19 protein-coding genes and 2 pseudogenes are annotated in these 23,823 nt (G+C 61.2%); 11 read left to right on the top strand and 10 right to left on the bottom strand.

Translation table 11 applies throughout. The features are described from left to right. The 5 genes from repC to RHE_RS24010 all read right to left on the bottom strand — a co-directional run bounded on the left by repC (position 1) and on the right by RHE_RS24010 (position 5,820). Positions 1-1,305 carry a plasmid replication protein RepC gene (gene repC, locus RHE_RS24025; protein ID WP_011427859.1) on the bottom strand — a complete coding sequence of 435 codons (1,305 nt, stop codon included), beginning with the start codon at positions 1,303-1,305 and terminating at the stop codon, positions 1-3. Positions 1,306-1,504: 199 nt separating this feature from the next. Next, complete coding sequence (gene repB / locus RHE_RS24020; protein ID WP_020922922.1) at positions 1,505-2,494, bottom strand: plasmid partitioning protein RepB; 990 nt, start codon at positions 2,492-2,494, stop codon at positions 1,505-1,507. Next, a complete protein-coding gene (gene repA, locus RHE_RS24015; protein WP_011427857.1) occupies positions 2,491-3,708 on the bottom strand; it encodes a plasmid partitioning protein RepA in 1,218 nt (405 codons plus the stop codon). Before repA ends, repB begins: the two co-directional genes overlap by 4 nt. 287 nt (positions 3,709-3,995) lie before the next feature. After that, positions 3,996-4,301 carry a hypothetical protein gene (locus RHE_RS33845; RefSeq protein ID WP_011427855.1) on the bottom strand — a complete coding sequence of 102 codons (306 nt, stop codon included), beginning with the start codon at positions 4,299-4,301 and terminating at the stop codon, positions 3,996-3,998. Positions 4,302-4,734: 433 nt separating this feature from the next. Beyond that, positions 4,735-5,820 carry an ROK family protein gene (locus RHE_RS24010; protein ID WP_011427854.1) on the bottom strand — a complete coding sequence of 362 codons (1,086 nt, stop codon included), beginning with the start codon at positions 5,818-5,820 and terminating at the stop codon, positions 4,735-4,737. Between the two features lie 123 nt (positions 5,821-5,943). Between RHE_RS24010 and otsB the strand changes: the two genes are divergently transcribed. From otsB to RHE_RS23975, 7 genes and pseudogenes are all read left to right on the top strand, one after another. After that, positions 5,944-6,723 carry a trehalose-phosphatase gene (gene otsB / locus RHE_RS24005; RefSeq protein ID WP_187331738.1) on the top strand — a complete coding sequence of 260 codons (780 nt, stop codon included), beginning with the start codon at positions 5,944-5,946 and terminating at the stop codon, positions 6,721-6,723. 199 nt (positions 6,724-6,922) lie between these two features. Beyond that, a pseudogene (locus RHE_RS24000) lies at positions 6,923-7,806 on the top strand (AraC family transcriptional regulator). Positions 7,807-8,017: 211 nt separating this feature from the next. Then, a complete protein-coding gene (locus RHE_RS23995; RefSeq protein ID WP_187331737.1) occupies positions 8,018-9,091 on the top strand; it encodes an ABC transporter substrate-binding protein in 1,074 nt (357 codons plus the stop codon). 77 nt (positions 9,092-9,168) lie between these two features. Beyond that, on the top strand, positions 9,169-9,990 hold the full coding sequence (locus tag RHE_RS23990) for an ATP-binding cassette domain-containing protein (RefSeq protein WP_020922918.1): 822 nt from the start codon (positions 9,169-9,171) through the stop codon (positions 9,988-9,990). After that, positions 9,987-11,246 (top strand): sugar ABC transporter permease, encoded by a 1,260-nt coding sequence (locus tag RHE_RS23985; RefSeq protein ID WP_011427849.1) that lies wholly within the window; start codon positions 9,987-9,989, stop codon positions 11,244-11,246. The genes RHE_RS23990 and RHE_RS23985 overlap by 4 nt, the downstream gene beginning before the upstream one ends. Positions 11,247-11,271: 25 nt before the next feature. After that, positions 11,272-12,000, top strand: coding sequence for an SDR family oxidoreductase (locus RHE_RS23980; RefSeq protein WP_011427848.1), 729 nt, complete (start codon positions 11,272-11,274; stop codon positions 11,998-12,000). 41 nt (positions 12,001-12,041) lie between these two features. Further along, positions 12,042-12,806 (top strand): SDR family NAD(P)-dependent oxidoreductase, encoded by a 765-nt coding sequence (locus RHE_RS23975; protein WP_011427847.1) that lies wholly within the window; start codon positions 12,042-12,044, stop codon positions 12,804-12,806. A 66-nt stretch (positions 12,807-12,872) separates the two neighbouring features. On the opposite strand, the gene RHE_RS23970 is transcribed toward RHE_RS23975, so the two are convergent. Both RHE_RS23970 and RHE_RS23965 read right to left on the bottom strand, forming a co-directional pair. Beyond that, positions 12,873-14,141 (bottom strand): D-tagatose-bisphosphate aldolase, class II, non-catalytic subunit, encoded by a 1,269-nt coding sequence (locus tag RHE_RS23970; RefSeq protein WP_011427846.1) that lies wholly within the window; start codon positions 14,139-14,141, stop codon positions 12,873-12,875. Between the two features lie 3 nt (positions 14,142-14,144). Further along, positions 14,145-15,125 carry a tagatose kinase gene (locus RHE_RS23965; protein ID WP_011427845.1) on the bottom strand — a complete coding sequence of 327 codons (981 nt, stop codon included), beginning with the start codon at positions 15,123-15,125 and terminating at the stop codon, positions 14,145-14,147. Between the two features lie 323 nt (positions 15,126-15,448). Between RHE_RS23965 and RHE_RS23960 the strand changes: the two are divergent. The 4 genes and pseudogenes from RHE_RS23960 to RHE_RS23945 all read left to right on the top strand — a co-directional run bounded on the left by RHE_RS23960 (position 15,449) and on the right by RHE_RS23945 (position 19,925). After that, positions 15,449-16,755: pseudogene (locus RHE_RS23960) on the top strand (ABC transporter substrate-binding protein). Between the two features lie 135 nt (positions 16,756-16,890). Beyond that, the gene (locus RHE_RS23955; RefSeq protein ID WP_011427844.1) at positions 16,891-17,661 is read left to right on the top strand and encodes an L-iditol 2-dehydrogenase; all 771 of its coding nucleotides are present in this window, start codon (positions 16,891-16,893) and stop codon (positions 17,659-17,661) included. A gap of 31 nt (positions 17,662-17,692) precedes the next feature. Continuing rightward, on the top strand, positions 17,693-18,703 hold the full coding sequence (locus tag RHE_RS23950) for a zinc-dependent alcohol dehydrogenase family protein (protein ID WP_011427843.1): 1,011 nt from the start codon (positions 17,693-17,695) through the stop codon (positions 18,701-18,703). 208 nt (positions 18,704-18,911) lie between these two features. Next, positions 18,912-19,925: a LacI family DNA-binding transcriptional regulator gene (locus RHE_RS23945; protein WP_041678980.1), complete on the top strand. Its 1,014-nt coding sequence runs from the start codon at positions 18,912-18,914 to the stop codon at positions 19,923-19,925. A gap of 9 nt (positions 19,926-19,934) precedes the next feature. Here the strand turns inward: RHE_RS23945 and RHE_RS23940 are convergent, their stop codons facing one another. From RHE_RS23940 to RHE_RS23930, 3 genes are all read right to left on the bottom strand, one after another. Next, on the bottom strand, positions 19,935-21,824 hold the full coding sequence (locus RHE_RS23940; protein ID WP_011427841.1) for a bifunctional sugar phosphate isomerase/epimerase/4-hydroxyphenylpyruvate dioxygenase family protein: 1,890 nt from the start codon (positions 21,822-21,824) through the stop codon (positions 19,935-19,937). A 23-nt stretch (positions 21,825-21,847) separates the two neighbouring features. Next, entirely contained in the window at positions 21,848-22,708 is an 861-nt protein-coding gene (locus RHE_RS23935) for a shikimate dehydrogenase (protein WP_011427840.1), read from the bottom strand. Positions 22,709-22,771: 63 nt separating this feature from the next. Further along, positions 22,772-23,788, bottom strand: coding sequence for a TRAP transporter substrate-binding protein (locus RHE_RS23930; protein ID WP_011427839.1), 1,017 nt, complete (start codon positions 23,786-23,788; stop codon positions 22,772-22,774). Positions 23,789-23,823: the final 35 nt, after the last annotated feature.

Genomic DNA, 23,823 nt, shown 5'->3' with positions numbered 1-23,823 from the left:
CTATCCCGCCTTTCGGCCGGCCGGCGCTTTTGCCCGCAGGAGCGCCATCAACATCGGACCGATCGCGAATTCTCCCTTTTCGCTTCGCCGCGTCAGGTCGCGAAGATAGCCGCCGGCGGAGTTGATGTGGCCCCCGCGCTCCAGGATGCACGCCATTACGGTCGCGGCATTTTCCGCGCCCATCACACTTGCCGCCTCCTCATAGGCGGACGGGCTGACGCCCAGCATCGATCGAACTGTGACCGCTGCCGTCATCAGGTCACGCCAGTTTCGGATCACGCCATCCGGCCCGTAGGCAAGGATTTCGGGGCAGGCCTGCAGAACTAGACCAAGCGGGAAGGATTTCAATCCGCCGGCATCATCATGACCGCCCGACCCTCCCCTTTGCCGCTCTTCCTGCCCGGGCTGATCAGGAGCTCCGTGCCGTTTCTCGTCTATCGTCACGCCCCCTCGCCGGTTGTCTTGCTCCGGCCTCGCGCCCTGCTTCGTTTCGAAGCCTGGTTCAAATTCAGATGTGGAGTCGGAGTTTGAATTCTGTATGTGACGCTCGTTATAATAGGCATTGCCGCGCTCTTTTGTCGTTTTAACGCGAACTTCCAACCGGTTAAGGATATCGGTCCTGAGCGCCGTCAATTCATCCAGCAGCTGTTCGAGCTGTGCGGTCGTCGGCGAGCGCGGCAAACCTTCCACCAAGTCGCGGAATAGCTGGTAGAGGGCCTTCCAATCCCCTTCAACGTCTTCTTCGACCGCCGCTTCCATCAGCTTCGCAATGTCGCGACGGCAAAGCGTGATGCGTTCGCGCAAGCGCTGAACGTGCAGCCGCTCCGCCATCACCGCGGCCGCCAGTTGCTCGATCTCCTCGGCGCGGGCAAGCAGCGGCGCCAGCGAGAAGCCGAAGGCCTCGTCGATCTCCCCTGCCCTGTCCCTGCGGACATAACGCTTGCCATTGGGGCTGTCCTTGCGCACCAGAAGACCCGCATCGACGAGCGCTGCGAGGTGCCGGCGGACAGTCTGTTCGGCCATGCCATGCGTCCTCAGCGAGAGCTGCACATTCGACGGGAAGACGATCAAGCCGTTGTCCTGCGCCAGCTCATTCTTCGGATAAAAGCTGAGGAGCGCATTGAGCACGGCAAGCGCGCGATCGGTGATGCCGAGCAAAGGCTTTGCTTCGCACAGCGTACGAAACAATTTCCACTTGTCGACGGATTGATCGGGCTTGATCTCGCCTGCGGCGACCTGGCTTGCAAGCATCCCAAGCGTCATCGACCGCCGCCCGAAGGGCGTCGTTATAATTCCGGTTTCCATCTCTTCCACCTCACTGAGGCAAAAGAAATCCGCTCGCCAAAACGGCGCCAAAAGCTCTTGACAGCGATTCTTGGAAGTGCGATTCTCGGAGGTGTTCAAGACTACGAGGAAAGCTTCCGTGACGGTGACGTTCGGGGGCTTTTTTCTTTTGCGCGTTATCTCCTGTTCAAATTGTCAGCTGACAATTCGTCTAACTGGCTCATTTCCTATCATTTTCCTCTTCGAACTCAACGGCGAGACCTGCCAGCCGCTGAGCCAGGAACTCCGAAAACGCCGCCGATTTGACGGTGATGCGAAAGGTTTTGCCGGCGCGGGACACCGAAGCAAGCGGCGCGCCCGCTGACGTACGAAGGGTCTGCTCGTCGCGTTGCGGCGGGCTCTTCTCCTCCAACACCTTCCAGACCGCATCGAAGCGGCCGTTGGTTTCCAGCGCCTCGAAACTGGCGGCGCGGATTGCCGCCTGCGCTTTCTTCTGACCGCCTGTTTCTCTGAATTTTTCGGCGAAGGCCAGCCAGCGGGGACGGCCGACTTTTGGGGCCGGTCCGATGGCCAGAATAATCTCCGGGTCGATCGTCTGCGCGACCTGCAGCAGCCTCGAAGTTTCCGGCTTATCCGTCGCCAGCGCCCTCGCAATCATGTCACGGCTGAACCCGTGCTCATCCATGCGGCGCGCAAACAACGCCCGTTCGATGAAGCTCAAGTCGACGCGAGGGCCGTTCTCCTGACCCTGAGCAAGGATCAGCTCCTCGTCCGTCAGCTTGCGCACCACAGCCTTAACCGGGACGCCGAGTTCGGCGGCCGCGCGCAGGCGCCGATGGCCATAGGCGGCCTGATAGTGCCCAGCCTTTACAGGATCCGGCCGCACAAGGATCGGAACCTGCTGTCCGCTGTCCTGGATAGATTGCTTCAACCGCTCGAATTCCGAATCCTGATCGACGGGGATACGATCCCGAATGAACGACATTTCGACTGCAGCCGCATCGATCTCCAGCACCTTGTCGCCGGAGGCGAGGGATTCGCGCAGCGCCTTGGCGGCCGCTGCTTCCTCTCCGAGCCGACCGAGCGACAGATTCATCGCCTTGACCGCGCCGGACGGTCGATGCGGGGGCGGCACGCTCGGCGCCTCCGGTCGTGCCGGCTCGACGGAGCCGACCATGCTCTTCAGGATGTCGCGACCTTTCGGGCTCATGTCCTGCTCCATGCATTGCGAATGAGTTGCTCGACCTCGGCATTGACGCTGTCGACAGATTCCACGCCGCGGTCATAGGTCTGGCGATGCATCGTCTCGCGCCCCGCCTCGTAGATCGTCTGCTTGGACAGGCCCGCATCCGAGACAGCCGTCGATTTGACCATCATGGACGTCAGCACCCGCTCGCCGAACAGGCTGCGCAGGAAGGCGACGATCTGCGCCTGCGGACCGTCATTGGACTCATAACGGGTGATCAGATAGCGCATCCAGTCATATTCGAGATTGCCGCCTGCCTGCTTGACGACCGCCAGAAGGTCGGAGGTCATCGTCAGGAACTGGTTCATCGACGCCACGTCGAGCATCTGCGGATGAACGGTGATCAGCACGGCAGTCGCGGCGCAGAGAGCAGACAGCGTCAGGAAGCCGAGGGTAGGGGGGCAATCGATGATGACGACGTCGTAGCTCTGCTCCAGCGAATGCAGCGCATTGCCGACCCGCATGAAGAACATGTCTTTGTCATCACGGTTGGTGTCGGCCAGCGCCTTTGGAGTATCGTGCTCGAACTCGTGCAGTTCGAGATTGCCCGGAATGAGATCGAGACCGGGGAAATAGGTCTGGCGGACGATGTCGCCAACGTCGCGGCGCGTCTCGTCATATTTGATGGCGCCGTAAAGCGTCTCGTTTTCGCCGACGTCGAATTCCGGCTGATATCCGAGCATCGCCGACATCGACGCCTGCGGGTCGAGGTCGACGGCGAGAACGCGATAGCCGCGCAACGCCAGGAACTGCGCCAGATGGATTGACGTTGTCGTCTTGCCGGATCCGCCCTTGAAATTGGTGACGGCGATGACCTGGAGATGGTCGCCCGGCCGGCGCGTCGGCAGATAGGACGGTTTGGTGCGCCCCAGATGCTGGCGCATCGCATGAATTTCTTCGAGCGAGAAGACACGGCGGCCGGCCGCCGTCTTTTCGGGATTGATACTTTCCACCTGGGCGGTGAGGTGGCGAACATAGCTGTCGGTGACGCCGAGCAGCTTGGCGGCCTCGGTGCTGCTGAACCGCCGCAGCGATTTGCGGGCATCGGGCGAAAACAACCGCTCGAACAGCACCTGGAGCTGGCTGCTGAGCATCGTCGAGTCCTGCGCAATCGTCTCGTCGATCGAGACTTGACTCGCTCTTCTGGCTTTCTCAACAATCGCGGCCTTGGTCGGCATTCACGCAAATCCTGATAAATCGGGCAATTTTGCGCAAATTGATCGTGAGTCTGGCGATTCCGTCAAGCGATTTCTTGGTTAGCCAATATATAACAAGCGGAATTCATCGAAAAAATTATGTGGAATTCCGGAATCTTAGCGCAATTGTCAGCTGACAACGGCGGCGACCCCGCATCGCCGAAGCCGGCCCGACATATCGCCGTAGATTCTCGACGGACGCGAAAGCCACCGCCGATTCATCGCAGGGTAACGGCGCTTGGCACAGACCGACCAGGCAGATCAGCATCTTATTTATAGGCAGACGAACGGCAGAGGCTTTCAGCTTCCAAGCCGCGGGCGGGCTCGACGCAGGAAGACTTGACATTTCCATCTTGGGATTCGGGATCGCGACGGGACGGGGCAAGGCCGAGCATTTGTTCGAGACGACCGGCATTGAGCGGAGCGCTTATTCCCTTGAAATTCATCTTCCATCTTTCGTCTGCATGTGAGCTTGCGTGGGAGAGATAAGCGCAATTTGAACCGGCGGAGAACCGCCCGCCGACTTTATCACCATCTTTTCCATGGACGGCGGAAAAGGAGAGGGGTTCAATCAAGCGTTGCTCCCAAGGTGGCGTTTGCGGCGGCAACAATGCGACGGCATGCCCGCGGATACGACTGCCGCATTCTGTTCGGACTATGCGTATTACAGGAGTCGTGAATTGCGGCCGCAGCTGAGCTGGGCGCAGAGGGGAACACGGTCGCGACCATCGACTGTGAGGATTGGACAGGCTCGCGCTATGCGAATCATGGCTGGAGAGGTATGATCGAAGTCGTTGTGAACGGTCCCACGCCGACCCGCTCCTCCGGAAACTTGCACCTGCGTAGCGGAACCGATGGGCGAATTTGCTTCCGTCTGCAGAATTCCTCGTTGTTTACCTGTTGTTTACCATAAGGCGACACAACGCCGGCCTACTCCATATTGCGGTGCGAGCGCAGGAGGGTGACATGATCATTGCTTTGTCGGCCGCTTTCCCGTCCTTGGTCGGGCTATCGTGCTTTCATTCCCTCGCGATTGGTAAAATGGGCATTGCCCAACCCTGTGCCGATGGTCAGCACCGCCCATGTCGATACGTCGTCGATGAAAGGTATCTGCGACAAGCCCTGCACGACGGCGTCATTGTGCATCATCACGAATGTGCTGTGACCGCCGATTACGGGAATGGCCTTCATCAGTGCGGCGGGAAGGTTGAAGCTGTCGCTTTCCCAATTGCCGCCTGGCAGGTTCTGTCCGCCGCGTTCGATCGAGCCGTCTGCATTGATGATACCGGGACAGCCGATCCCGATGATCGGGGCCGGCTTGAGATTGGCCTTTTCCGCCTTATCGATCAGTTCCTGCAGCATCGCCGCCAGCCTTTCTATCGTCGCACTGCGGCTCGGCTCGTCGTCGGCGTGACGCCAGATCGTTGATTCCCAGACACTCGCATCGGCAAAATGCGGTTTTTTTTCCTTTCCGAACTCGACGACTCCGGCGCGGACGTTCGTGCCGCCGATATCTACGGCCAGCATCGCCTCATAGCCTTTGAACATCCAGGACGGCATGAGGTGGACGGAGCCTATCAGTCCAGCCTCGTCGGGATGGTGGACGATCGGGATGACCTCGATATCGATGCCGGCCGCCTTGAGCAGAACCATGGTCCTGGCAATCGTCAGCTCCCCGAAGCGGCTTTGCCTGAAGCCGCCGCCGACGACGATGCGCTCGGTCTTGGACCAGCGCTCGTCCTTGAGGAATTTTTTGATGACCTCGGCAAAATCCTGCGCGAAGTCCTCCACCGCGCCCATGATCAGTGCGGCGGCCTCCATGTCGTCTCCCTTCAGGAGAGACTCGATCTTTTTCTTGGAAAGCTTCGTCGTCTCGACCTTGCCGAGCGGATCGTCTCCGAACTTGCGGACATGTTTTCTCCAATCCTCGAGCTTCTGCTGAAAGGTCTTCTTGTTGGCGTTGTCGCCAACGAAGCCGTTCTTGTCACGCAGTTCATTATTGTAGTCGTCGATCGTTACCAACGGCAGGACCATCGCGCCATGCGCCAATGGGGCACTCGCCCCGTCACGGGGCTCCGGATTGCGTTTGGCCATCGATGTCCCTTTCCCGCCGCGGGAGTCGAGCAGGCAGCAAAATAAAACGCCGACCAGCCTCTGGATGTTCCGGAGCTTACTAACTCATCTTGCCCTCGTCGGTCGGCGACCTAGCTTCAATGATTGCAGAGTTTGGAGAATACCGTGCAGAACGACACCGCTACCCAGGAAATGCTTTCAATGGTGCTGGAGGAACCTGATCACTGGGCGATGTTCCTCGACATCGACGGAACGCTGCTCAATCTTGCACCAACACCGGATTCGATCGAGGTTCCCGAAGCACTTCCCGGACAACTTCACCGCCTGTCGAACAAGCTCGGCGGTGCCCTGGCGCTGGTCACGGGCCGCTCGCTCGCCTATGCTGACGCGCTGTTCAAACCCTTTGCATTTCCGACGGCAGGCCTGCACGGCGCCGAAATCAGGAGCGCCGCCGGGTTGCACACGCTGGAGGCGACACCCGAATTTCAGGCGCTGAAACATGCATTGATCGCAGAAGCCGAGCATTATCCGGGGGTTCTGATCGAGGACAAGGGTGCAGCCGTTGCCGCTCATTACCGGCTGGCGCCGGAATATGAAAAAGTGATTGAAGAGCGCATGCACCACTATGCGGAACTTGCCGGACCGAACTGGGCGCTGCAGCTCGGCAAGATGGTGTTCGAGCTCCGACCGGCACGGTCGAGCAAGGGCGATGCGCTGGAGCGGTTTTTCCAGTCAGATCCTTTCAAGAACCGCTGTCCGATTACCATCGGCGATGATTTGACTGACGAGTCGATGTTTGCGATCGCCAATGCGCGCGGCGGGGTTTCCGTTCGCGTCGGGGCCATCGGCGCCCCGAGCTGCGCCACGAGCCGGCTGTCTTCGGCTGCGCTCGTCAGAAATGTCATTGCCGCCCTGGCCGCCTGAGATAAATTTCGGACGATCTCAAAGGCAGGTTGCTGTCGTCTTTGCGCCGCCTGCGCGGAGTCAATCATCAAAAAAGTATCGGTTTTGGCCGGGAATCGTGGTGGCGGGCATGGAGCGAGCCCACTACACTCGTCATAATAATAAAGCCAAAAGTGAATTTGGCAGGCGGACGTAGAACCGCCCCTGGGAGGAGGAAACGATGGAACCTGACTTGGAAGTCGTTCAGATCAGACCCGGCGAATCCTTCGCAACGAAGGCGCATGGTTATCCCTACCACACAGTTCGCTGGCATTTTCATCCGGAATACGAACTGCATCTCGTCGTGGCGACCACGGGACGCTATTTCGTCGGCGATTTCATCGGGAGTTCGAACCCGGAAATCTGGTGCTGGCCGGCCCAAATCTTCCCCACAACTGGATAAGCGATGTCCCGAAGGGATCGAGCATTCCGCTTCGATGCCAGCTCATCCAGTTCAGCGAGAATTTTATCAGCGACACGATGAAGGTGCTGCCCGAGCTCGGTCCCTTTGAGCCGGTCCTCGAAGCATCCCGTCGGGGCGTGCTCTTCGGCACTGAGACCAGCCGGCAGGTGGCGCCTCTGATGAACGAGGTGCAGCAGGCTCAGGGCGTACGCCGTATCGAGCTCTTCATGATGATCGCCGGGCTGCTCAGCCGGGCGCAGGATGCCCAGCTTCTCGCAAGCCCCAGCTATCTGCCCGACCCTTCGGGCTATATGTCGGCCGGCATCAACAAGGCGCTCGCTTATATCAGAGAAAATCTGACGAAATCCTTCGACGAAACCGATCTCGCGGCCATCGCCGGACAATCGACGGGCGCCTTCTCACGCGCCTTCCGCCGCCATACCGGCATGTCGCTCGTGCAATATGTGAAACGCCTGCGCATCAATCTCGCCTGCCAAATACTGATGAGCGACGACCATGCGTCGATCACAGATATCTGCTTCGAGGTTGGCTTCAACAATCTGTCCAACTTCAACCGCCAGTTCCTCGCGGAAAAAGGCATGACACCGTCCCGCTTCCGGCGATTGTTGGGTGACAATATCAACGTGGCGAAGGCGGCATAAGATCCGCCGAAGACGGCAATAGGGGAGGACCAGGAGGAGGAACGAAAACTGACGCAGGCTTGAACGTGAGCGCGCGAGGAGCGGCTCGCGAGAGGAGACGCTTGTCCTCAGAAACACCAAACCGCTGGGACAGGCACAGCCGCTCATTCAGCCGAACGGCACAGCAGAACACTGCAATCACGGACTACACGATTTTATCCAATGGGAGGAGATGGAAATGATGAAATTTTCGACAAAAGCGGCAGGCGCCGCGGCACTTGTGCTATCCTTGCTCGGCGGAACGTCCGCCTTTGCACAAAGCAAAGTTGCGGATGCAACCGTCGCGTTCCTCATGCCCGACCAGGGCTCAACCCGTTATGAAGAGCACGACCATCCGGGCTTCGTCGCGGAAATGAAGAAGCTTTGTGCGTCCTGCAAGGTCATCTATCAGAATGCCGACGCCGATATCGCCAAGCAGCAGCAACAGTTCAATTCGGCGATCACCCAGGGCGCCAAGGTCATCGTGCTGGATCCGGTGGATTCGGCGGCGGCCGCCTCCCTCGTTCAGCTCGCCCAGAGCCAGGGCGTCAAGGTCATCGCCTATGATCGCCCGATCCCGAAGGGCAAGGCCGATTTCTACGTCTCCTTCGACAACAAGGCAATCGGCAAGGCGATCGCCGAATCGCTTGTCCAGCATCTGAAGGCCAAGGGCGTTCCGACGGATGGCGGCGGCATTCTGCAGATCAATGGCTCGCCGACCGATGCGGCCGCCGGCTTGATCAAGGACGGCATTCATGAGGGTCTCGCCAGCGGCGGTTACAAAACGCTTGCCGAATACGACACGCCGAACTGGCAGCCGGCGAACGCACAGCAATGGGCAGCCGGCCAGATCACCCGTTTCGGCAAACAGATTGTCGGCGTTGTCGCCGCCAATGATGGCACCGGCGGCGGCGCCATCGCCGCGTTCAAGGCGGCAGGCGTCGATCCCGTGCCGCCGGTGACAGGCAATGATGCGACGATAGCGGCCTTGCAGCTGATCATATCGGGGGACCAGTACAACACGATCTCCAAGCCCAGCGAAATCGTCGCCGCGGCCGCGGCCGATGTTGCGGTAAAACTGCTCGCCGGAGAAACGGTCAAGGCTGAAATGACGCTCTACGACACGCCGGCAAAGCTCTTCGTCCCGGCCGTCGTCACCGCCGAAAATCTCAAGGCCGAGATCATCGACAAAAAGATCAACACGGCCGAGGAACTGTGCACCGGCCGCTATGCCGAGGGCTGCAAGAAGCTCGGCATCACCAAGTAATCACCGCCAAGGAGGAGCGCGGCCGTTCACCGGCCGCGCTTCCCCTTGGTCTTTCGCTTTTTCCGAAAGGCCAGACGATGTCTGAAACCCCTCAAATTTTTGACGCCTCCCGTCAGCCCGTGCTGAGCCTGCGCGGCATATCGAAAAACTTTGGAGCGGTTTCAGCGCTCACCGATATTGAACTCGACGTGCACGCCGGCGAAGTCGTGGCGCTCGTCGGCGATAATGGCGCCGGCAAATCGACGCTGGTCAAGATATTGGCAGGCGTGCACCAGCCCAGTTCCGGTACCATCCTATTCGAGGGAAAACAGGTCGATCTGTCGAGCCCGAGTGCGGCCCTCGATCTCGGCATTGCAACCGTGTTCCAAGACTTGGCCCTTTGCGAAAACCTCGACGTCGTCGCCAATATCTTTCTCGGCAAAGAGCTTAATCCCTTTCAACTCGATGAGGTTGCCATGGAAATTCGCGCCTGGAAGCTGTTGAACGAGCTTTCGGCCCGAATCCCGAGCGTGCGGGAGCCGGTCGCCTCGCTTTCCGGCGGGCAGCGCCAGACCGTGGCGATCGCCCGATCGTTGCTGCTCGAACCGAAACTGATCATGCTCGATGAGCCAACCGCGGCACTTGGCGTCGCCCAAACGGCCGAAGTGCTCGATCTGATCGAACGCGTGCGCGATCGGGGCCTTGGCGTCATCATGATCAGCCATAACATGGAGGATGTGCGGGCCGTCGCCGACCGCATCGTTGTCCTTCGGCTCGGGCGCAACAACGGCACCTTTATGCCGGATGCCTCCAACGAAGCGCTGGTCAGCGCGATCACCGGCGCGTCCAACAATTCCGTCTCCCGTCGCGCGATGCGCCGCAGGGCGCAGGGCCAGGAGCACGAGGAGGGCAGGCCATGATGAAGACCATCCAGAAGGAATCGGCAGCACCTCCGCTTCTCGACCGGCGCGATGAACGAGTACGCCATGAGGATAGTCTCACCGGATGGGTCCGCGGCTTTATCGACCGCATCCGCTCCGGCGACCTCGGCTCGCTGCCCGTCATCGTCGGCCTGGCGATCATCTGGACGGTATTCCAGGCGCTCAATCCGGTGTTTCTCTCCAGTCCCAACCTGGTCAACATGCTGTTCGACTGCTCGACGGTCGGCGTCATATCGCTCGGCATCGTCTGCATCCTGATGGTTGGAGAAATCGATCTGTCCGTCGGCTCCGTCAGCGGCTTCGCCTCGGCGCTGGTCGGTGTCTTCTGGATTAATCAGGGCTGGCCGGTCGTGCTGGCCATCCTCGCCGCCATGGCCGTCGGCGCCTTGATCGGCTCCCTCTACGCCTTCCTTTTCAACCGCTTCGGTATGCCGAGCTTCGTCTCAACCCTGTCTGGACTGCTCGCCGTTCTCGGGCTGCAGCTCTACATTCTCGGATCGACCGGTTCGATCAATCTGACTTATGGCTCCTGGCTCGTGAATTTCGGGCAAATCATGGTCATGCCGGATCCTGTCGCCTATGTGCTCGTAGCCTTTGCCGGCATTGCATTCTTTCTCTCCAGCTACCGCACTGCGGCGCGGCGGCGGGCGGCCGGTCTGTCGTCAAAATCGGTCGGCGGACTTGTTCTGCGCGCCGTCATCATCACCGTCGTTCTCGAGGCGGTTGCCTTCTATCTCAACCAGTCGCGTGGTGTCCCCTGGATGTTCGGCCTCTTCGTCGGGCTCGTCGCCGCCATGAATTATGCGCTGACCCGCACGAAATGGGGGCGCTCCATGCAGGCCGTCGGCGGCAACAGGGAGGCTGCCCGTCGCTCGGGCATCAATGTGTCGCGCATCTATGCGAGCGCCTTCGTCATATGCGCCCTGCTTGCGGCAACCGGCGGCGTGCTCTCGGCGGCGCGGCTCGCCACAGCAAGTCAGCAGGCCGGCACCGGCGACGTCAATCTCAACGCCATCGCTGCGGCGGTCATCGGCGGCACCAGCCTGTTCGGCGGGCGCGGCAGCGCCTATTCGGCCCTTCTCGGCATCATCGTCATTCAGTCGATCGCCAGCGGGCTGACACTCCTCGATCTGTCGTCATCGCTTCGCTACATGATCACCGGCGCCGTTCTTGCCGTGGCCGTCATCGTCGACTCGCTGGCACGCCGATCGCGCATTTCGCACGGCCGGGCCTAAATCAACAGGAAAGCAGAGGAAGAAAATGGGACAGGATCTGTCTGGAAAAGTCGCGGCCGTCACTGGGGCGGCGTCGGGTATCGGCCTGGAGTGCGCCAGGACCATGCTTGCATCAGGCGCCCGCGTCGTGCTGATCGACCGCAACGAAGAGGCATTGAGGGATGTCTGCTCGAAACTCGGCGAAAAAGCCATTCCCCTGGTCATCGATCTCTTGGATCCAACAAGCGTGGCGCAGATGATGCCTGCTATTCTGGAGAAAGCGGGCCAGTTGGACATTTTCCATGCCAATGCCGGCTCCTATATCGGCGGTGAAGTGCTTGGCGGCGATCCCGACGCCTGGGATCGCATGCTCAACCTGAACATCAACGCCGCATTTCGCTCGGTGCACGCCGTCCTGCCGCATATGGTCGGACGCAAGACCGGCGATATCATCCTGACGAGTTCGGTCGCCGGGATGATCCCGGTGGTCTGGGAGCCGATCTACACGGCTTCCAAACATGCGGTCCAGGCCTTTGTCCATACCCTCCGGCGCCAGGTCGCCAAGCACGGCTTGCGGGTCGGCGCCGTCGCACCCGGCCCTGTCGTCACGGCCCTTCTTAGCGATTGGCCGCAGGAGAAGCTCGATGAGGCGCTCGCCGCCGGTGGTCTGATGGAGCCGAAAGAAGTGGCCGAAGCGGTGCTCTTCATGCTGACGCGTCCACGCAACGTCACGATCCGCGACCTCGTCATTCTGCCGCAGAGCACCGACCTCTGAGGAGGAAGTGCCGCCCCCACGACCGCAGAAAGGAATCGGCCATGATCTTCGATAGATTTCGCTTGAACGGACAGGTGGCGCTTGTGACCGGCGGCACGCGCGGTATCGGCTTGGCGATCGCCGAAGCACTCGGCGAGGCGGGCGCCAAAATCTTCATCAGCGGAAGAACCCCCAACGCGGCGGCGGAAGACCGGCTGTCCAAGGCCGGGGTCGATTGCGAATTCGTCGCCGCCGACATGATGAAAGATAAAAGCGCCGATGCGCTCGTCGCTGAGACCCTCTCACGGGCGGGCCGGCTCGACATCCTCGTCAACAATGCCGGCATCGCCATTCATGGCGACAGCGGGGAATTCTCCGATGCCATCTGGCGCGAGATCATGACCGTCAATGTCGACGCCGTCTTCCGCACCTGCCGCGCAGCACTTGCACCGATGCGGCTTCAGGGCGGCGGCGTCATCCTCAACATCGGCTCGATCTCCGGCATCGTATCCAACATTCCGCAGAACCAGGTCGCTTATAACGCCTCCAAAGCGGCGGTCCATATGATGACGAAGAGCTTGGCAAGCGAAGTCGCCGCCGAGAACATCCGCGTCAATGCCATTGCGCCCGGCTATATCGAGACCGACATGTCGCGCGGCGGCATCGCCAATCCCGACTGGTTCCCGACCTGGCGCAGCATGACGCCGATGGGACGTGTCGGGCAGCCGGAAGAGGTGGCGGGCGCGGCTCTGTTTCTCTGCTCGGCGGCGGCAAGTTATGTCACCGGCGAGGTGCTTGTTATCGACGGCGGCTATACGACTCGGTAAGCGACGGAGAGGAGAGGGCGGGTTCCCCGCCCGGGAGCCAAGCGTCTCTCTTTTTGCTCGGAAAATTCAGGGCGCCGTGCCGCAGGCGCTCTGGTAATCGGCCAGCACGCGGTCGACTGCGGCAATCAATATGGTCTCGGGATCGCCGACTTCGGCCGCCGAAAGCTGCGGCAGATACTGACGCAGCAGCGTCCCCGGGATCGTCTTTCCGCGCAGCGCGCCGAGCAGTCTCTCGAACGCCTTGCCGGCCTCGGGCCTTTTCCAGTAATAGCGGATACGATCGCTGTAGCTGTAGTGCCGCTGCAGACGCAAAGCCGTCTCGTCGCCGTGATAATGGGCCTGCCAGTCGCCCGGTGCTGCCAGCATCAGCGCCTCCATCGCGGCCGCAAGGGGTCTATCGCCGTAACCGGCAACCATCTCCGATGCGATCATATCGAGCGCATAGGCGGCCTCACGCAGCGCAAAGGTCAGGCCGGGGCCGACCTTCAGGATCGGGAAGCCGTCCTGCACCAGCCGCGTCAGCGCATCGCGCGTCTGATAATCCGTGGAATGAGCCTCGAAAACGAATTGCGGCTCCTCGTCGAGCAGTGCGGTCAATTCACTCGCAAGTTCGGGCCTGTAGCCAATGACGTTCTCGCTGCCGAATTCGACACCCGGCTGGACGACGAAGGCGATGACGCGGGAAAACGCCTCCTCCAACCCAGCCCGCGAAAAGATTTCGCGATGGATGGCAATCGTTGCACGAGCGGCCTCCGGCGCGGTCGGCCGGAGTTCTTCGAGCGCATGATCGGCGCCACCGGGCGCCGGAACCTCGGTGCCAAGAATATAAAGCGGCGGCGGTGCGCCGATCGCTTTCGCCGTCCTTTCGCTGATCTCTGCCAATCCTGCGGCGCGTTCGGCGATCGTCCGGTCGTCGAGCACTGCCGGGTCGCCGGCGCAGCCCATCGAGGCATCGAGATGGATCTTGCCGAATCCGGCTCTGACATAGGCTTCGACCATGAGCTCTGCCTGCTCAAGCGCTGCTTCCGGCCCCTTCTTGCGCCATGGATTGGGACCGAGATGGTCGCCGCCGAAGATCATCTGCGCGCGGTCGAGCCCTTCCTCGGCGCCGATGCGCTCGGCAAAGCGGATGAAGTCTTCCGGCCTCATGCCGGTATAACCGCCGAGATGGTTGACCTGGTTGCAGGTCGCCTCGATCAGAACTGGCCCGCCGTCGTGCACCGCCCGCCGGATGGCAGCCCTGAGGACGAGGGAATGGGCGGAACAGACCGAGGTGATGCCGAAGGGTCTGCCTTCGCGCCGCGCGGCGGCAAGACGGGTCAATATCCGGTCCATCGTCTATCTCCTCGGGGTTTCGGCAATAAAGGTCGTGAGTTCGGCAAGGGTGGAGACGCCTTCCATGGGACCGAGCCGGGTCACGTTGCGAGCGCCGGCCGCATTGGCGTGGAGCAGGGCGGCATCCGGCGCCATGCCCTTGCGGCGGCACGTGAGATAGGCCGCGCCGAAGCAGTCGCCGGCGCCGGTCGGATCGACCTCGTCAACGGTGAAGGCTGGGCAATCGATGCGCGGGAGGCCGCGGCCAAAGAAGGAAGCGCCATGTTCGCCGCGCTTCAGGACGATCTCGCCAATGCCGCTCTCCAAAAGCTTGGCGACAGCCGCAGCTTCGTCTGCGCGGCCGGCGGCGGTGAAAAGCTCATCGCCGGAGGGCAGCAGCAGGTCGGCTGTGGCAAGCACCTGATTGAAACTGTCCAGCGCGCCGTCATCGGTCAGCAATTCCTTACGAAGGTTGGGGTCCAGCGATACCGAACCACCGCGGGCCTGCACCGTCTCGACCGCAAAGAGGATCACCTTGCGGGCACCGGGAATGGTGAGAGCCGTTCCCATGACATGCACGTGGCCGGCGCGCCGGACGAGAGCCTCGGCGGCAGAGGTCAAGCCGACCTGGCCGGCCGCGGATCTGGCGATGTTGAAGACGAAATCCCGGGCGCCATTCGGCCGGTAACGAACGAAAGCACTGCCTGTCGGCCAGTCTTCATGGATTGCGATGGCCGACACATCGACGCCGTCGTGGCGCAGGCGGTCGACGTTCAGCCGGCCGAAATCGTCATCGCCGACACCGGCGATGATGCCGGCCGCACCGCCCATGCGCGCGACCTGATCGATGAAAATGGCCGGCGCGCCGCTCGGATAGGGACCTGCCAGGGATTGCGGCTCGATAAAGCCGGTGCCGACTGTGGTCGCCATGATCTCCACCAAGATCTCGCCGACGGTGATCGTCGGTCCGAGCGCTTCCGGCGCAATCGCCCTTTGTGACGGCATCTACGATCTCCTCATGCGGGTATCGGCATCTGCACTCTCCGCATTCATCAAATCTCGATCCGCCGTAACTTGCTTGCGGAAGGCAGTCAAGACTAATTTGACGCGTGACAATTTTAATGTTGCAATGCAGCGAGTAGAGACTGCTTCATCTTGCGCCGCAGAACGTCCCCCGAGCTGAAGAATCGGCCTAAATTTGCATGAGCGACATAAGATGAGATGGATTTGCCTCCCCAAACCCGCTTGACAAGATCGATCAAGTTGGCGGATAAAAGTTTACGCATGTAATTTTATTCGTGAACATCCGTAAAGGAGGAGCGGAGAACATGAGCAAGATCATTTGCATCCTATCTGCACCCGTCGCCTGCCTCGCACCGACCGCCGGACTGGCAGGCGCCGAGGAACTGACGATCGCCACTGTCAACAATGGCGACATGATCATCATGCAGAAACTGTCGCCGGAATGGGAGAAGGAGACCGGCAACAAGGTGAACTGGGTGGTGCTCGAAGAAAACGTCCTGCGCCAGAAGGTGACGACTGACATCGCAACGAAGAGTGGCCAGTACGACATCATCACCATCGGCGGCTATGAGGCGCCGATCTGGGGCAAGCAGGGCTGGCTGGCGCCCGTTGACGATCTCGGCGCCGATTACGACTATGACGACCTGCTCGCTCCGATCAAGACGGGCCTGACCGTCGACGGCAAGCTCTATGCCGTGCCTTTCTATACGGAAAGCTCGTTCACGCTTTACCGCAAGGATCTCTTCGATGCCGCCGGCATCAAGATGCCTGATGAACCGACCTACGACCAGATCAAGGAATATGCAGCGAAGCTGACCGACAAATCAAAGGAACAGTACGGCCTATGCCTGCGCGGCAAGCCCGGCTGGGGCGAGAACATGGCGTTCCTCGGAACCATGATCAACGCCTATGGCGGCCGCTGGTTCGACATGGACTGGAAGCCGCAGATCAATTCCGAGCCCTGGAAGAAGGCAATTACAGATTATGTCGAGCTGATGACCAAATATGGTCCTCCCGGCGTGACTGCGAACGGCTTCAACGAAAACCAGGCGCTGTTTTCGACCGGTCATTGCGCAATGTGGATCGATGCCACGTCCGCCGCGTCTACGACCCGAAGCAGAGCAAGGTCGCCGACAAGATCGCCTTCACGCGTGCGCCTGTCGCCGTCACCGCGAACGGCTCGAGCTGGTCATGGTCCTGGAACCTGGCGATCCCGGCTACCTCGACCAAGCTCGATGCGGCCAAATCCTTCCTGAAATGGGCAACCTCCAAGGACTACGTCAAGAAGGTTGGCGAGACGGAGGGCTGGGTCGCGGTGCCGCCCGGCACCAGAAAATCGACCTACGCCCTGCCGGAATATCAGAAGGCGGCCCCCTTTGCCGATACCGTGCTGAAGGCCATTCTCTCGGCCGACCCGTCCAAGCCGACCAAGGATCCCGTTCCCTATACCGGCGTTCAGTTCGTCGCCATTCCCGAGTTCCAGGGCATCGGCACGCTCGTCGGCCAGCAGATCGCCGCCGCGCTGTCCGGACAGCAATCGGTCGATGCCGCTCTCGACAGTGCCCAGAAACAGGTCGAACGCGACATGAAGAAGGCCGGCTACCCGAAGTAAGCCTTGCATCCTCGCGGTCTGCCGCGAATTCCTCCCGGAAAGGTCCCGGCAGCACGACTGCCGGGACCTTCCGGTCAGGCGGTTAGCCGTCATTTCGCACTTCCGGCGTCTGCGCCGGCTGAACTGGAGAACGACATGAGACTGAAAGACAAGGTCGCCCTGATTACCGGCGGCGCGCGCGGCATCGGCCTTGGCTTTGCCGAAGCCTTCGTCAAGGAAGGCGCCAAGGTCGTGATTGCCGATATCGATATCGAGCGGGCGACGAAATCCGCCGCCGCGATCGGCCCTGTTGCCAAGGCGATGAAGCTCGACGTCATGGATCTGTCGGCCATCGACACTTTCGTTGCAGAGGTCGACAAGGAGTTCGGCGGTATAGACATCCTCGTCAACAATGCCGCCATCTTCGACATGGCCCCGGTCAACGAGATCACCGAGGCCAGCTACGACAAGGTCTTCTCGATCAACCTGAAGGGGCCGCTCTTCATGATGAAGGCCGTCTCGAACGTCATGATCAACCGGGGCAGGGGCGGCAAGATCATCAATATGGCCAGCCAGGCCGGGCGGCGCGGCGAGGCGCTGGTGCTTTTATACTGCGCTTCCAAGGCTGCGATCATCTCGGCGACACAGTCGGCAGCACTGGCGCTCGTCAAATACGGCATCAACGTCAATGCGATCGCGCCGGGCGTCGTCGACGGCGAGCATTGGGATATCGTCGATGCGCATTTTGCCAAATGGGAGGGGCTGAAGCCCGGCGAGAAGAAGGCCGCCGTCGCCAAATCCGTTCCGATCGGCCGCTTCGCAACACCCGACGACATCAAGGGCCTCGCTGTCTTCCTCGCCTCATCGGACAGCGACTATATCCTTGCCCAGACTTACAACGTCGACGGCGGCAACTGGATGAGCTGATCGCCCTTGCGCAAGAAGTCTGGAGTCTGAGATGGAAGCCATCTGCTATACCGAAAAGGGCGTCGCGGTCACCAAGGCGCTGCCGCTGCCGGAACTGCGGCCCGGCCATGCGCTGGTGCGCGTGCGCGCCGCCGGTCTTTGCCACACCGATATCGACGTCCTCTACGGCCGTTACGGCGAGGGCCGCTTTCCGCTCGTACCCTGTCATGAATATGCCGGCGTGATCGAGGCCGTGGCCGGCGATGTCGCCGGCCTTGCGGTCGGCGCCCGCGTCGTCGTCGATCCCAATCTTCCCTGCGGGCAGTGCCGGGCCTGCCGCAAGGGACTGACCAATCTCTGCCGCGATCTGAAGGCCTATGGCGTGACGGAGGACGGCGGTTTTGCCGAATACAGCCTGGTCAGGATCGACCACCTGCATGAGATCGGCGATCTCGACTTCAATCTCGCTGCGCTCGCCGAGCCGCTCGCCTGCGTTTTGAACGGTCTTGGCAGCGCCGGCCTGCGGGCCGGTCCGGCGGGAACGGAAACGGCGCTGGTCTTCGGCGCCGGACCGATCGGATTGCTGCTCGCGCTTTCCCTGAAGGCCGAAGGCGTTTCGTCGGTGGCGGTCGCCGATATCAACGAGGCACGGCTGGCCTTTGCCGAACGGCTGGGACTGGAGACGGCCGTCTCCGGCACCGAAGCGCTTGCCAGCCGCCACCGCTCTTTCGATTTCGTTGCCGATGCAACCGGCATCGCCCGTGTCGTCGAAGGCATGATCGATTTCGCCGCCGATGGCGGCACGGTTCTCGTCTTCGGCGTCTGCGCCCCCGATCAGCGCATTTCCATCGCGCCTTTCGAGATCTTCCGCCGCCAGATCCGCTTCGCCGGCTCTCATTCGCTGAACCGCAACATTCCCCAGGCGCTCGACGTTCTCAGGAGGGATACTGGCGCCATGGCGCAGCTGGTGTCCCACCGGCTGCCGCTTGGCGAAGTGCTTCCCTTCATCACCAAAAAGTCCGCCGATCCGGCAACGATGAAGGTGCAGTTCTCCATAGACTAAAGCACGTGGCGATCTTTCAGATTCGCTCCCCGTGCTTTAGGTCTTTGTTTTTACGCGTGTCGTTATCGCAAAACCGCGCACACTTTTGCGCGACACCCTTTAGGTTCAGGTGATCGACAGGGCCGCTTTTCGTCCGGCGATGAGTCATCTAGAAACCGTCGGAGACGCCGCGTCAGGAGATCAGATGGTGGGAAAGAGGATCAAAACCATGGAGGACTTTTCGGAGTTCGTCGGCTTGTCGCGTCCCACCGTCTCGAAATATTTCAGCGATCCGATGTCGGTGCGCCAGAAGACACGGGAAACAATCGAGCAGGCGCTGAAGAAATCGGGTTTCCGGCCGAATATCTTCGCCGTCAACCTCAACCGGCGGCGCAGCAACATTCTCGGCGTCATCATCCCCAATTCGACCGATCCCTTCTATATGGCGCTGACCCGCCGTATCGAGATGATCGCCAATGAGTCCGGGTTCCTCGCCTTCGTCCTGTCGTCGGACGGCAAGGCTGAAATGGAGGATCGGGCGATCAAGACGCTGAAATCGATGAACGTCGCCGGCGCGATTATCGCGCCGCTTGGTGTCGAATCTCATCACGCCACGCTCGACGAGCTTGGCCGCAGCGTACCGCTCATCTATGTCGATTCGCCGCTCGACGAGACATCCTCCTTCGTCGGCACGAACAACCGCCAGAGTTTCAACCTGATCGTTGATTATCTCTGCCGCTCGGGCGAGCCGCCATGCTATTTCGGCATGCCGCATGTCAATACCAATGCCTTGACCCGCCAGACGGCCTATCTGGAAGCGATGGACCAGTTCAAGATGGCGCCCAGCATTGTCGAGCTGACAGACAGCAAGAGCTGGGACTTCGAGCGCTTCGGCTTCGAGGAAGCGACCCGCATCCTGACGTCGGGGCAGGGCTTTCCGACGCGCACTGTGCTCTGCGCCAACGACCGCGTCGCCTTCGGCGTCATCGCCGCTGCATTCCAGCTCGGTCTCAAGGTCGGCCATGGCGCCAATTACGACTTGCGGGTCGCGGGACATGACGATCACCCGCTGTCGCGCTACGCCTGCCCCCCAATCACGACGGTGGCACAGAACTATAACGAGATCGGCCGGCTCGCGATCGAAATGCTGCTCGGCAGGCTCGGCGAGGGCGAGGGTCCTGCTAGCGCGCCGGCGGCCCGCATTCTTCTCAATGCCGAGCTCATGCTGCGGACCTCGGCCTGACATCGCATCTCAGGCGCGGGGCAGTCCCGGCGGTCGCAAATGTTTCCTCAGTGCGGCAATCCTGAAGATGGCGTTCGCGGCGCCATAGCCGCGGTAACCGCGCCGCTCGACGATCTCGAAGAACAGACCCTCGCCATAGGTCGGGCTGTAGAGCTGGAAATACTCGCCTGAGTCATCGCGATCATAGAGGATGTTGTTGGCCTTGAGGCGATCGGCGAATTCGGCGTCGAGGCCGAAGCGGGCTTCGAGATCGTCATAATAGTTGGGCGAGATCGAAAGCGGCACGAAGCCGTTCGCGGCAAGGGCGGCGGCGGTCGCGAAGATGTCGTCGGTCCTGAAGGCGAGATGCTGGATGCCGGAGCCGAAGGTTTCGGCAATGAAGCGGCCGGCGAGCGTATTGCGGTTTTCCGCGCCGTTCATAGTGATGCGCAAAGAGCCTTGCGCATTCTCCACCACCTGGCTGCGGACGATGCCGGAGGGATCGACGATATCCACCATCGGCGTCTTCTCGGCTTCGACGAGCGAGGTGTAGAACAGCAGCCAGGTCAGCAGCTCCTCATACTTCATCGTCTGCGCCATATGGTCGATCGATTGCAATCCGGCCGGCTGCGGCGCGGCGTCGTCTTCGATCGCATCGAATTCGATCTCCCAGATGCGGGCAAGCTCGGTCTTGCGATCGAGGAAATAGAGGACGCCGCCACCGACGCCGCGCACGGCCGGCATCTCGATCTCGCCGGCATCGAGTGATTGCTCGAAGCGCTCTGCGCCAAGCGCCACGGCCCGCTGCAACGCAGCCTTCGCATCGTCAACCATAAGGCCGGCGGCATAGGCCGAGGTGCCGTGAACAGCGTAGGAGGCGCTGGCAAAGCCCTTCTGCTCGGTGTTGATCACGAGATTGATCGCCCCCTGTCGGAAGACCGTCACGCGCTTGCTTTTGTGTCTGGCCGCCTTGCTAAAACCAAGGCTCTTGAACAGCGCCTCAAGCGCAGGCGCCTCATCTTCATCGGCCGTGAACTCGACGAAGGCGATGCCCTCGACCACTGCGCGTGGCGGCATGGCCGGCACCGGCAGCGCGCTTTCCGGCTGCTGGCGCTTCACCTGGTCGCCGAGATAGATCAGCGAGCGACGGCCGTCGACGGCGATTGCGCTCGGCGAACCACCACGGAACTGGTCGTTGAAGATCTCCAGCGACAGATAGCCGTCATAGCCCGTTGCGGCGACCGCCTTCATGAAGTCGAGCACCGGCAGGTCGCCTTCACCGGGCATGTTGCGGAAGTGCCGGCTCCAATAGAGCAGATCCATGTCGATCAGCGGCGCATCGGCAAGCTGGATGATGAAGATCTTCTCCTTCGGGATCGACCGGATCGAGTTGACGTCGATCTTCCGCGACAGCGTATGAAAACTGTCGAGGATCAGGCCGATATTCGGATGATCGGCCCGCCGGACGATCTCCCAAGCGTCGCGGTGATCATGAATGTGGCGGCCCCAGGCAAGCGCCTCGTAGCCGACGCGCAGGCCGCGCCTGGCGGCGCGCTCGCCGAGTTCGTGAAAATCGGCCGCTGCCCGGTCGAGACCGCCGAGAGCGGCCGGCGAGACGTTCGAGCAGACCAGCACCAGCTCGGTGCCCATCTCCTGCATGAGGTCGAATTTGCGTTCGGCCCGGTCGAAGGTGCGGCTGCGCAGCGGCTCCGGCATGCCCTCGAAATCGCGAAACGGCTGAAACAGCGTGATCTCCATGCCGAGATCGCGCACCATGCGGCCGACCTCCTTCGGGCTCTCGTCGAAGATCAGGAAATCATTCTCGAATATCTCCACCCCGTCGAAGCCGGCCTTGGCGATCGCCTCCAGCTTATCGCTGAGGTCGCCGCTCAGGGAGACAGTCGCTATCGATGTCTTCATCGCAGTGGTCCTTCCGATACGCGTTAAGTCGTCATCGTCTTGAAATGCGCGAGCATACGGCCGGCATCAGGCTCCCTGCCGGTGATCAGGCGAAAGGCGCCGACGGCCTGGAAGACCGCCATGCCGCCGCCGTCGAGCGTCCGGCAGCCGCGCTGCCTCGCCTGCCGCAGAAGCTCTGTTTCCAAGGGGAAGTAGACGATCTCGGCGACCCAATGGCTCGCTTCCAGGAGTTCTGGCGGAAGCGGTGTGCCGGGATATTTGGCCATGCCCGTCGGTGTCGCATGGATCAAGCCGGATGCATCTTTCATCGCTGCTTCCAGATCACTCCCCGCCGCGATCGACGCGCCGGGAAAGAGCGCGGACATTGTTTCAGCCAGATCGACGGCGCGCTCCTGCTCGCGATCGAAGACGGTCAGCCGCCTAAGGCCGAGCGTCAGGATCGCATAGGCGGTCGCCACGCCTGCCCCGCCGGCACCAAGCTGCACGGCGGAGGAAAGGTCTGCCTGCGGCAGCCCGCGCCGAAAACTCTCGGCAAAACCCCACCAGTCGGTGTTGTGGCCAAAGCGCCCGCCGTCCTTCAGCACGACAGTATTGACGGCGCCGAGCGCCCGGGCCTCGGGCGACAACTCGTCGAGCAGGGGAATGACGAGCTGCTTGCAGGGATGAGTGATATTGAGACCGGCAAGTCCACGCGCTTCGGCATCGCCGATCAGACGCGCAAGATCGGCCGGCGAGGCATTCAATTTGACGAGATCGATCAGCTCATAATCGTAATCCAGCCCCTGCGCCGCGCCTTCCGTCATATGCATGGCAGGCGTCAGCGAAGCCTGGATGCCGGAGCCGATCAGCCCGGCCTTCAACGGTTTCAGGAGTGTCTCGGCCATGCGCCAGTTCCTGTCTTGCTCGTGATGGGAAGGCCCGCGGCGTCGCCCGCGGGCCCGATCTGCCTACTTGCCGCGAACCGTATCGAGCTCCTTGAAGAGCTGGGTGACGGTCTCCGCGCCGATCTGAGCCGCAAACTTGTCGACCAGCGGCTTGACGGCGTCACGCAGCTTCTGCGTCTCTTCGGGGCTGAGCTCGGCGACTTCCATGCCGGTCTTCTTGATTTCCTCGATCGCCTTGGCGTCCAGCTCCCTGGAAACCTTGCGCTGATAGTCGCGGGCTTCCGTCGCGGCCGCCTCGAAGACCGCCTTTTCCTCGTCGTTCAGGCCATCCCAGAACTTCTTGCTGATGAGCACGATCTGCGGATTGTACTGGTGACGAGTGATCGTCATGTACTTCTGCACTTCGAAGAACTTGGCGTTGATAATGTTGGCGGCCGGGTTTTCCTGACCGTCGACGGTGCCGGTTTCGAGCGCGGTATAAAGCTCCGTGTAGGGCAGGGGGACCGCGTTGGCGCCGAGGCTGTTGAACAGTTCGATCGGGATCGGCGACTGGATCGTGCGGATCTTCAGGCCCTTGATATCTTCGAGTTTGGTGACGGGATGGCGATTGTTGGTGAGGTTGCGGAAACCGAGCTCCCAATAGGCGAGGCCGACGAGGCCTGTATCCGGCAGGAGCTTCATCAGGCTCGTGCCGAACGCGCCATCCATCACCTTGTCGGCCTCTTCGCCGCTGTTGAAGAGGAAGGGCAGGTCGACAGCGCCGAATTGCTTAACATTGCTTGCGAGAATGCCGGCGTTGAGCACGGTCATTTCGATGACACCACCCTGCAGGGCCGAGACCGTCTGCACGTCGCCTCCGAGCACGCCGCCCGGAAACAGCTTGACCTCGATCTTGCCGCCGCTCTTTTCCTTCACCAGCTCGGCGAACTTCTCCATGCCCATGACCTGGGGATGGCCCTTATTATTGGCGGCGGCGAATTTGAGACTGTGTTGGCGGATCTCGGCCATAGCGGGGCCGCTTGCCAAGAGGGCAATTGGCAGGGCCAGCCCCAGCGCCAGTTTCGTCAATCTGTTCATCATGTTTTCCTCCCAGGATAGAGCCGGCATCTCCCTCC

This window comes from Rhizobium etli CFN 42, from assembly GCF_000092045.1.
In the GTDB taxonomy this organism is placed as follows: Bacteria; Pseudomonadota; Alphaproteobacteria; order Rhizobiales; family Rhizobiaceae; genus Rhizobium; species Rhizobium etli.
Note: the sequence above shows the minus strand (reverse complement) of the source record. Positions and strands in the feature narration are given on the sequence as shown.

What these genes read in the sequence shown, in the direction of transcription:
- repC (WP_011427859.1), bottom strand. Translation starts at nt 1,305, where the DNA reads ATGGAAACCGGAATTATAACGACGCCCTTCGGGCGGCGGTCGATGACG.
- repB (WP_020922922.1), bottom strand. Translation starts at nt 2,494, where the DNA reads ATGAGCCCGAAAGGTCGCGACATCCTGAAGAGCATGGTCGGCTCCGTC.
- repA (WP_011427857.1), bottom strand. Translation starts at nt 3,708, where the DNA reads ATGCCGACCAAGGCCGCGATTGTTGAGAAAGCCAGAAGAGCGAGTCAA.
- RHE_RS24010 (WP_011427854.1), bottom strand. Translation starts at nt 5,820, where the DNA reads ATGGCCAAACGCAATCCGGAGCCCCGTGACGGGGCGAGTGCCCCATTG.
- RHE_RS23995 (WP_187331737.1), top strand. Translation starts at nt 8,018, where the DNA reads ATGGAAATGATGAAATTTTCGACAAAAGCGGCAGGCGCCGCGGCACTT.
- RHE_RS23990 (WP_020922918.1), top strand. Translation starts at nt 9,169, where the DNA reads ATGTCTGAAACCCCTCAAATTTTTGACGCCTCCCGTCAGCCCGTGCTG.
- RHE_RS23985 (WP_011427849.1), top strand. Translation starts at nt 9,987, where the DNA reads ATGATGAAGACCATCCAGAAGGAATCGGCAGCACCTCCGCTTCTCGAC.
- RHE_RS23980 (WP_011427848.1), top strand. Translation starts at nt 11,272, where the DNA reads ATGGGACAGGATCTGTCTGGAAAAGTCGCGGCCGTCACTGGGGCGGCG.
- RHE_RS23975 (WP_011427847.1), top strand. Translation starts at nt 12,042, where the DNA reads ATGATCTTCGATAGATTTCGCTTGAACGGACAGGTGGCGCTTGTGACC.
- RHE_RS23970 (WP_011427846.1), bottom strand. Translation starts at nt 14,141, where the DNA reads ATGGACCGGATATTGACCCGTCTTGCCGCCGCGCGGCGCGAAGGCAGA.
- RHE_RS23965 (WP_011427845.1), bottom strand. Translation starts at nt 15,125, where the DNA reads ATGCCGTCACAAAGGGCGATTGCGCCGGAAGCGCTCGGACCGACGATC.
- RHE_RS23955 (WP_011427844.1), top strand. Translation starts at nt 16,891, where the DNA reads ATGAGACTGAAAGACAAGGTCGCCCTGATTACCGGCGGCGCGCGCGGC.
- RHE_RS23950 (WP_011427843.1), top strand. Translation starts at nt 17,693, where the DNA reads ATGGAAGCCATCTGCTATACCGAAAAGGGCGTCGCGGTCACCAAGGCG.
- RHE_RS23945 (WP_041678980.1), top strand. Translation starts at nt 18,912, where the DNA reads ATGGAGGACTTTTCGGAGTTCGTCGGCTTGTCGCGTCCCACCGTCTCG.
- RHE_RS23940 (WP_011427841.1), bottom strand. Translation starts at nt 21,824, where the DNA reads ATGAAGACATCGATAGCGACTGTCTCCCTGAGCGGCGACCTCAGCGAT.
- RHE_RS23935 (WP_011427840.1), bottom strand. Translation starts at nt 22,708, where the DNA reads ATGGCCGAGACACTCCTGAAACCGTTGAAGGCCGGGCTGATCGGCTCC.
- RHE_RS23930 (WP_011427839.1), bottom strand. Translation starts at nt 23,788, where the DNA reads ATGATGAACAGATTGACGAAACTGGCGCTGGGGCTGGCCCTGCCAATT.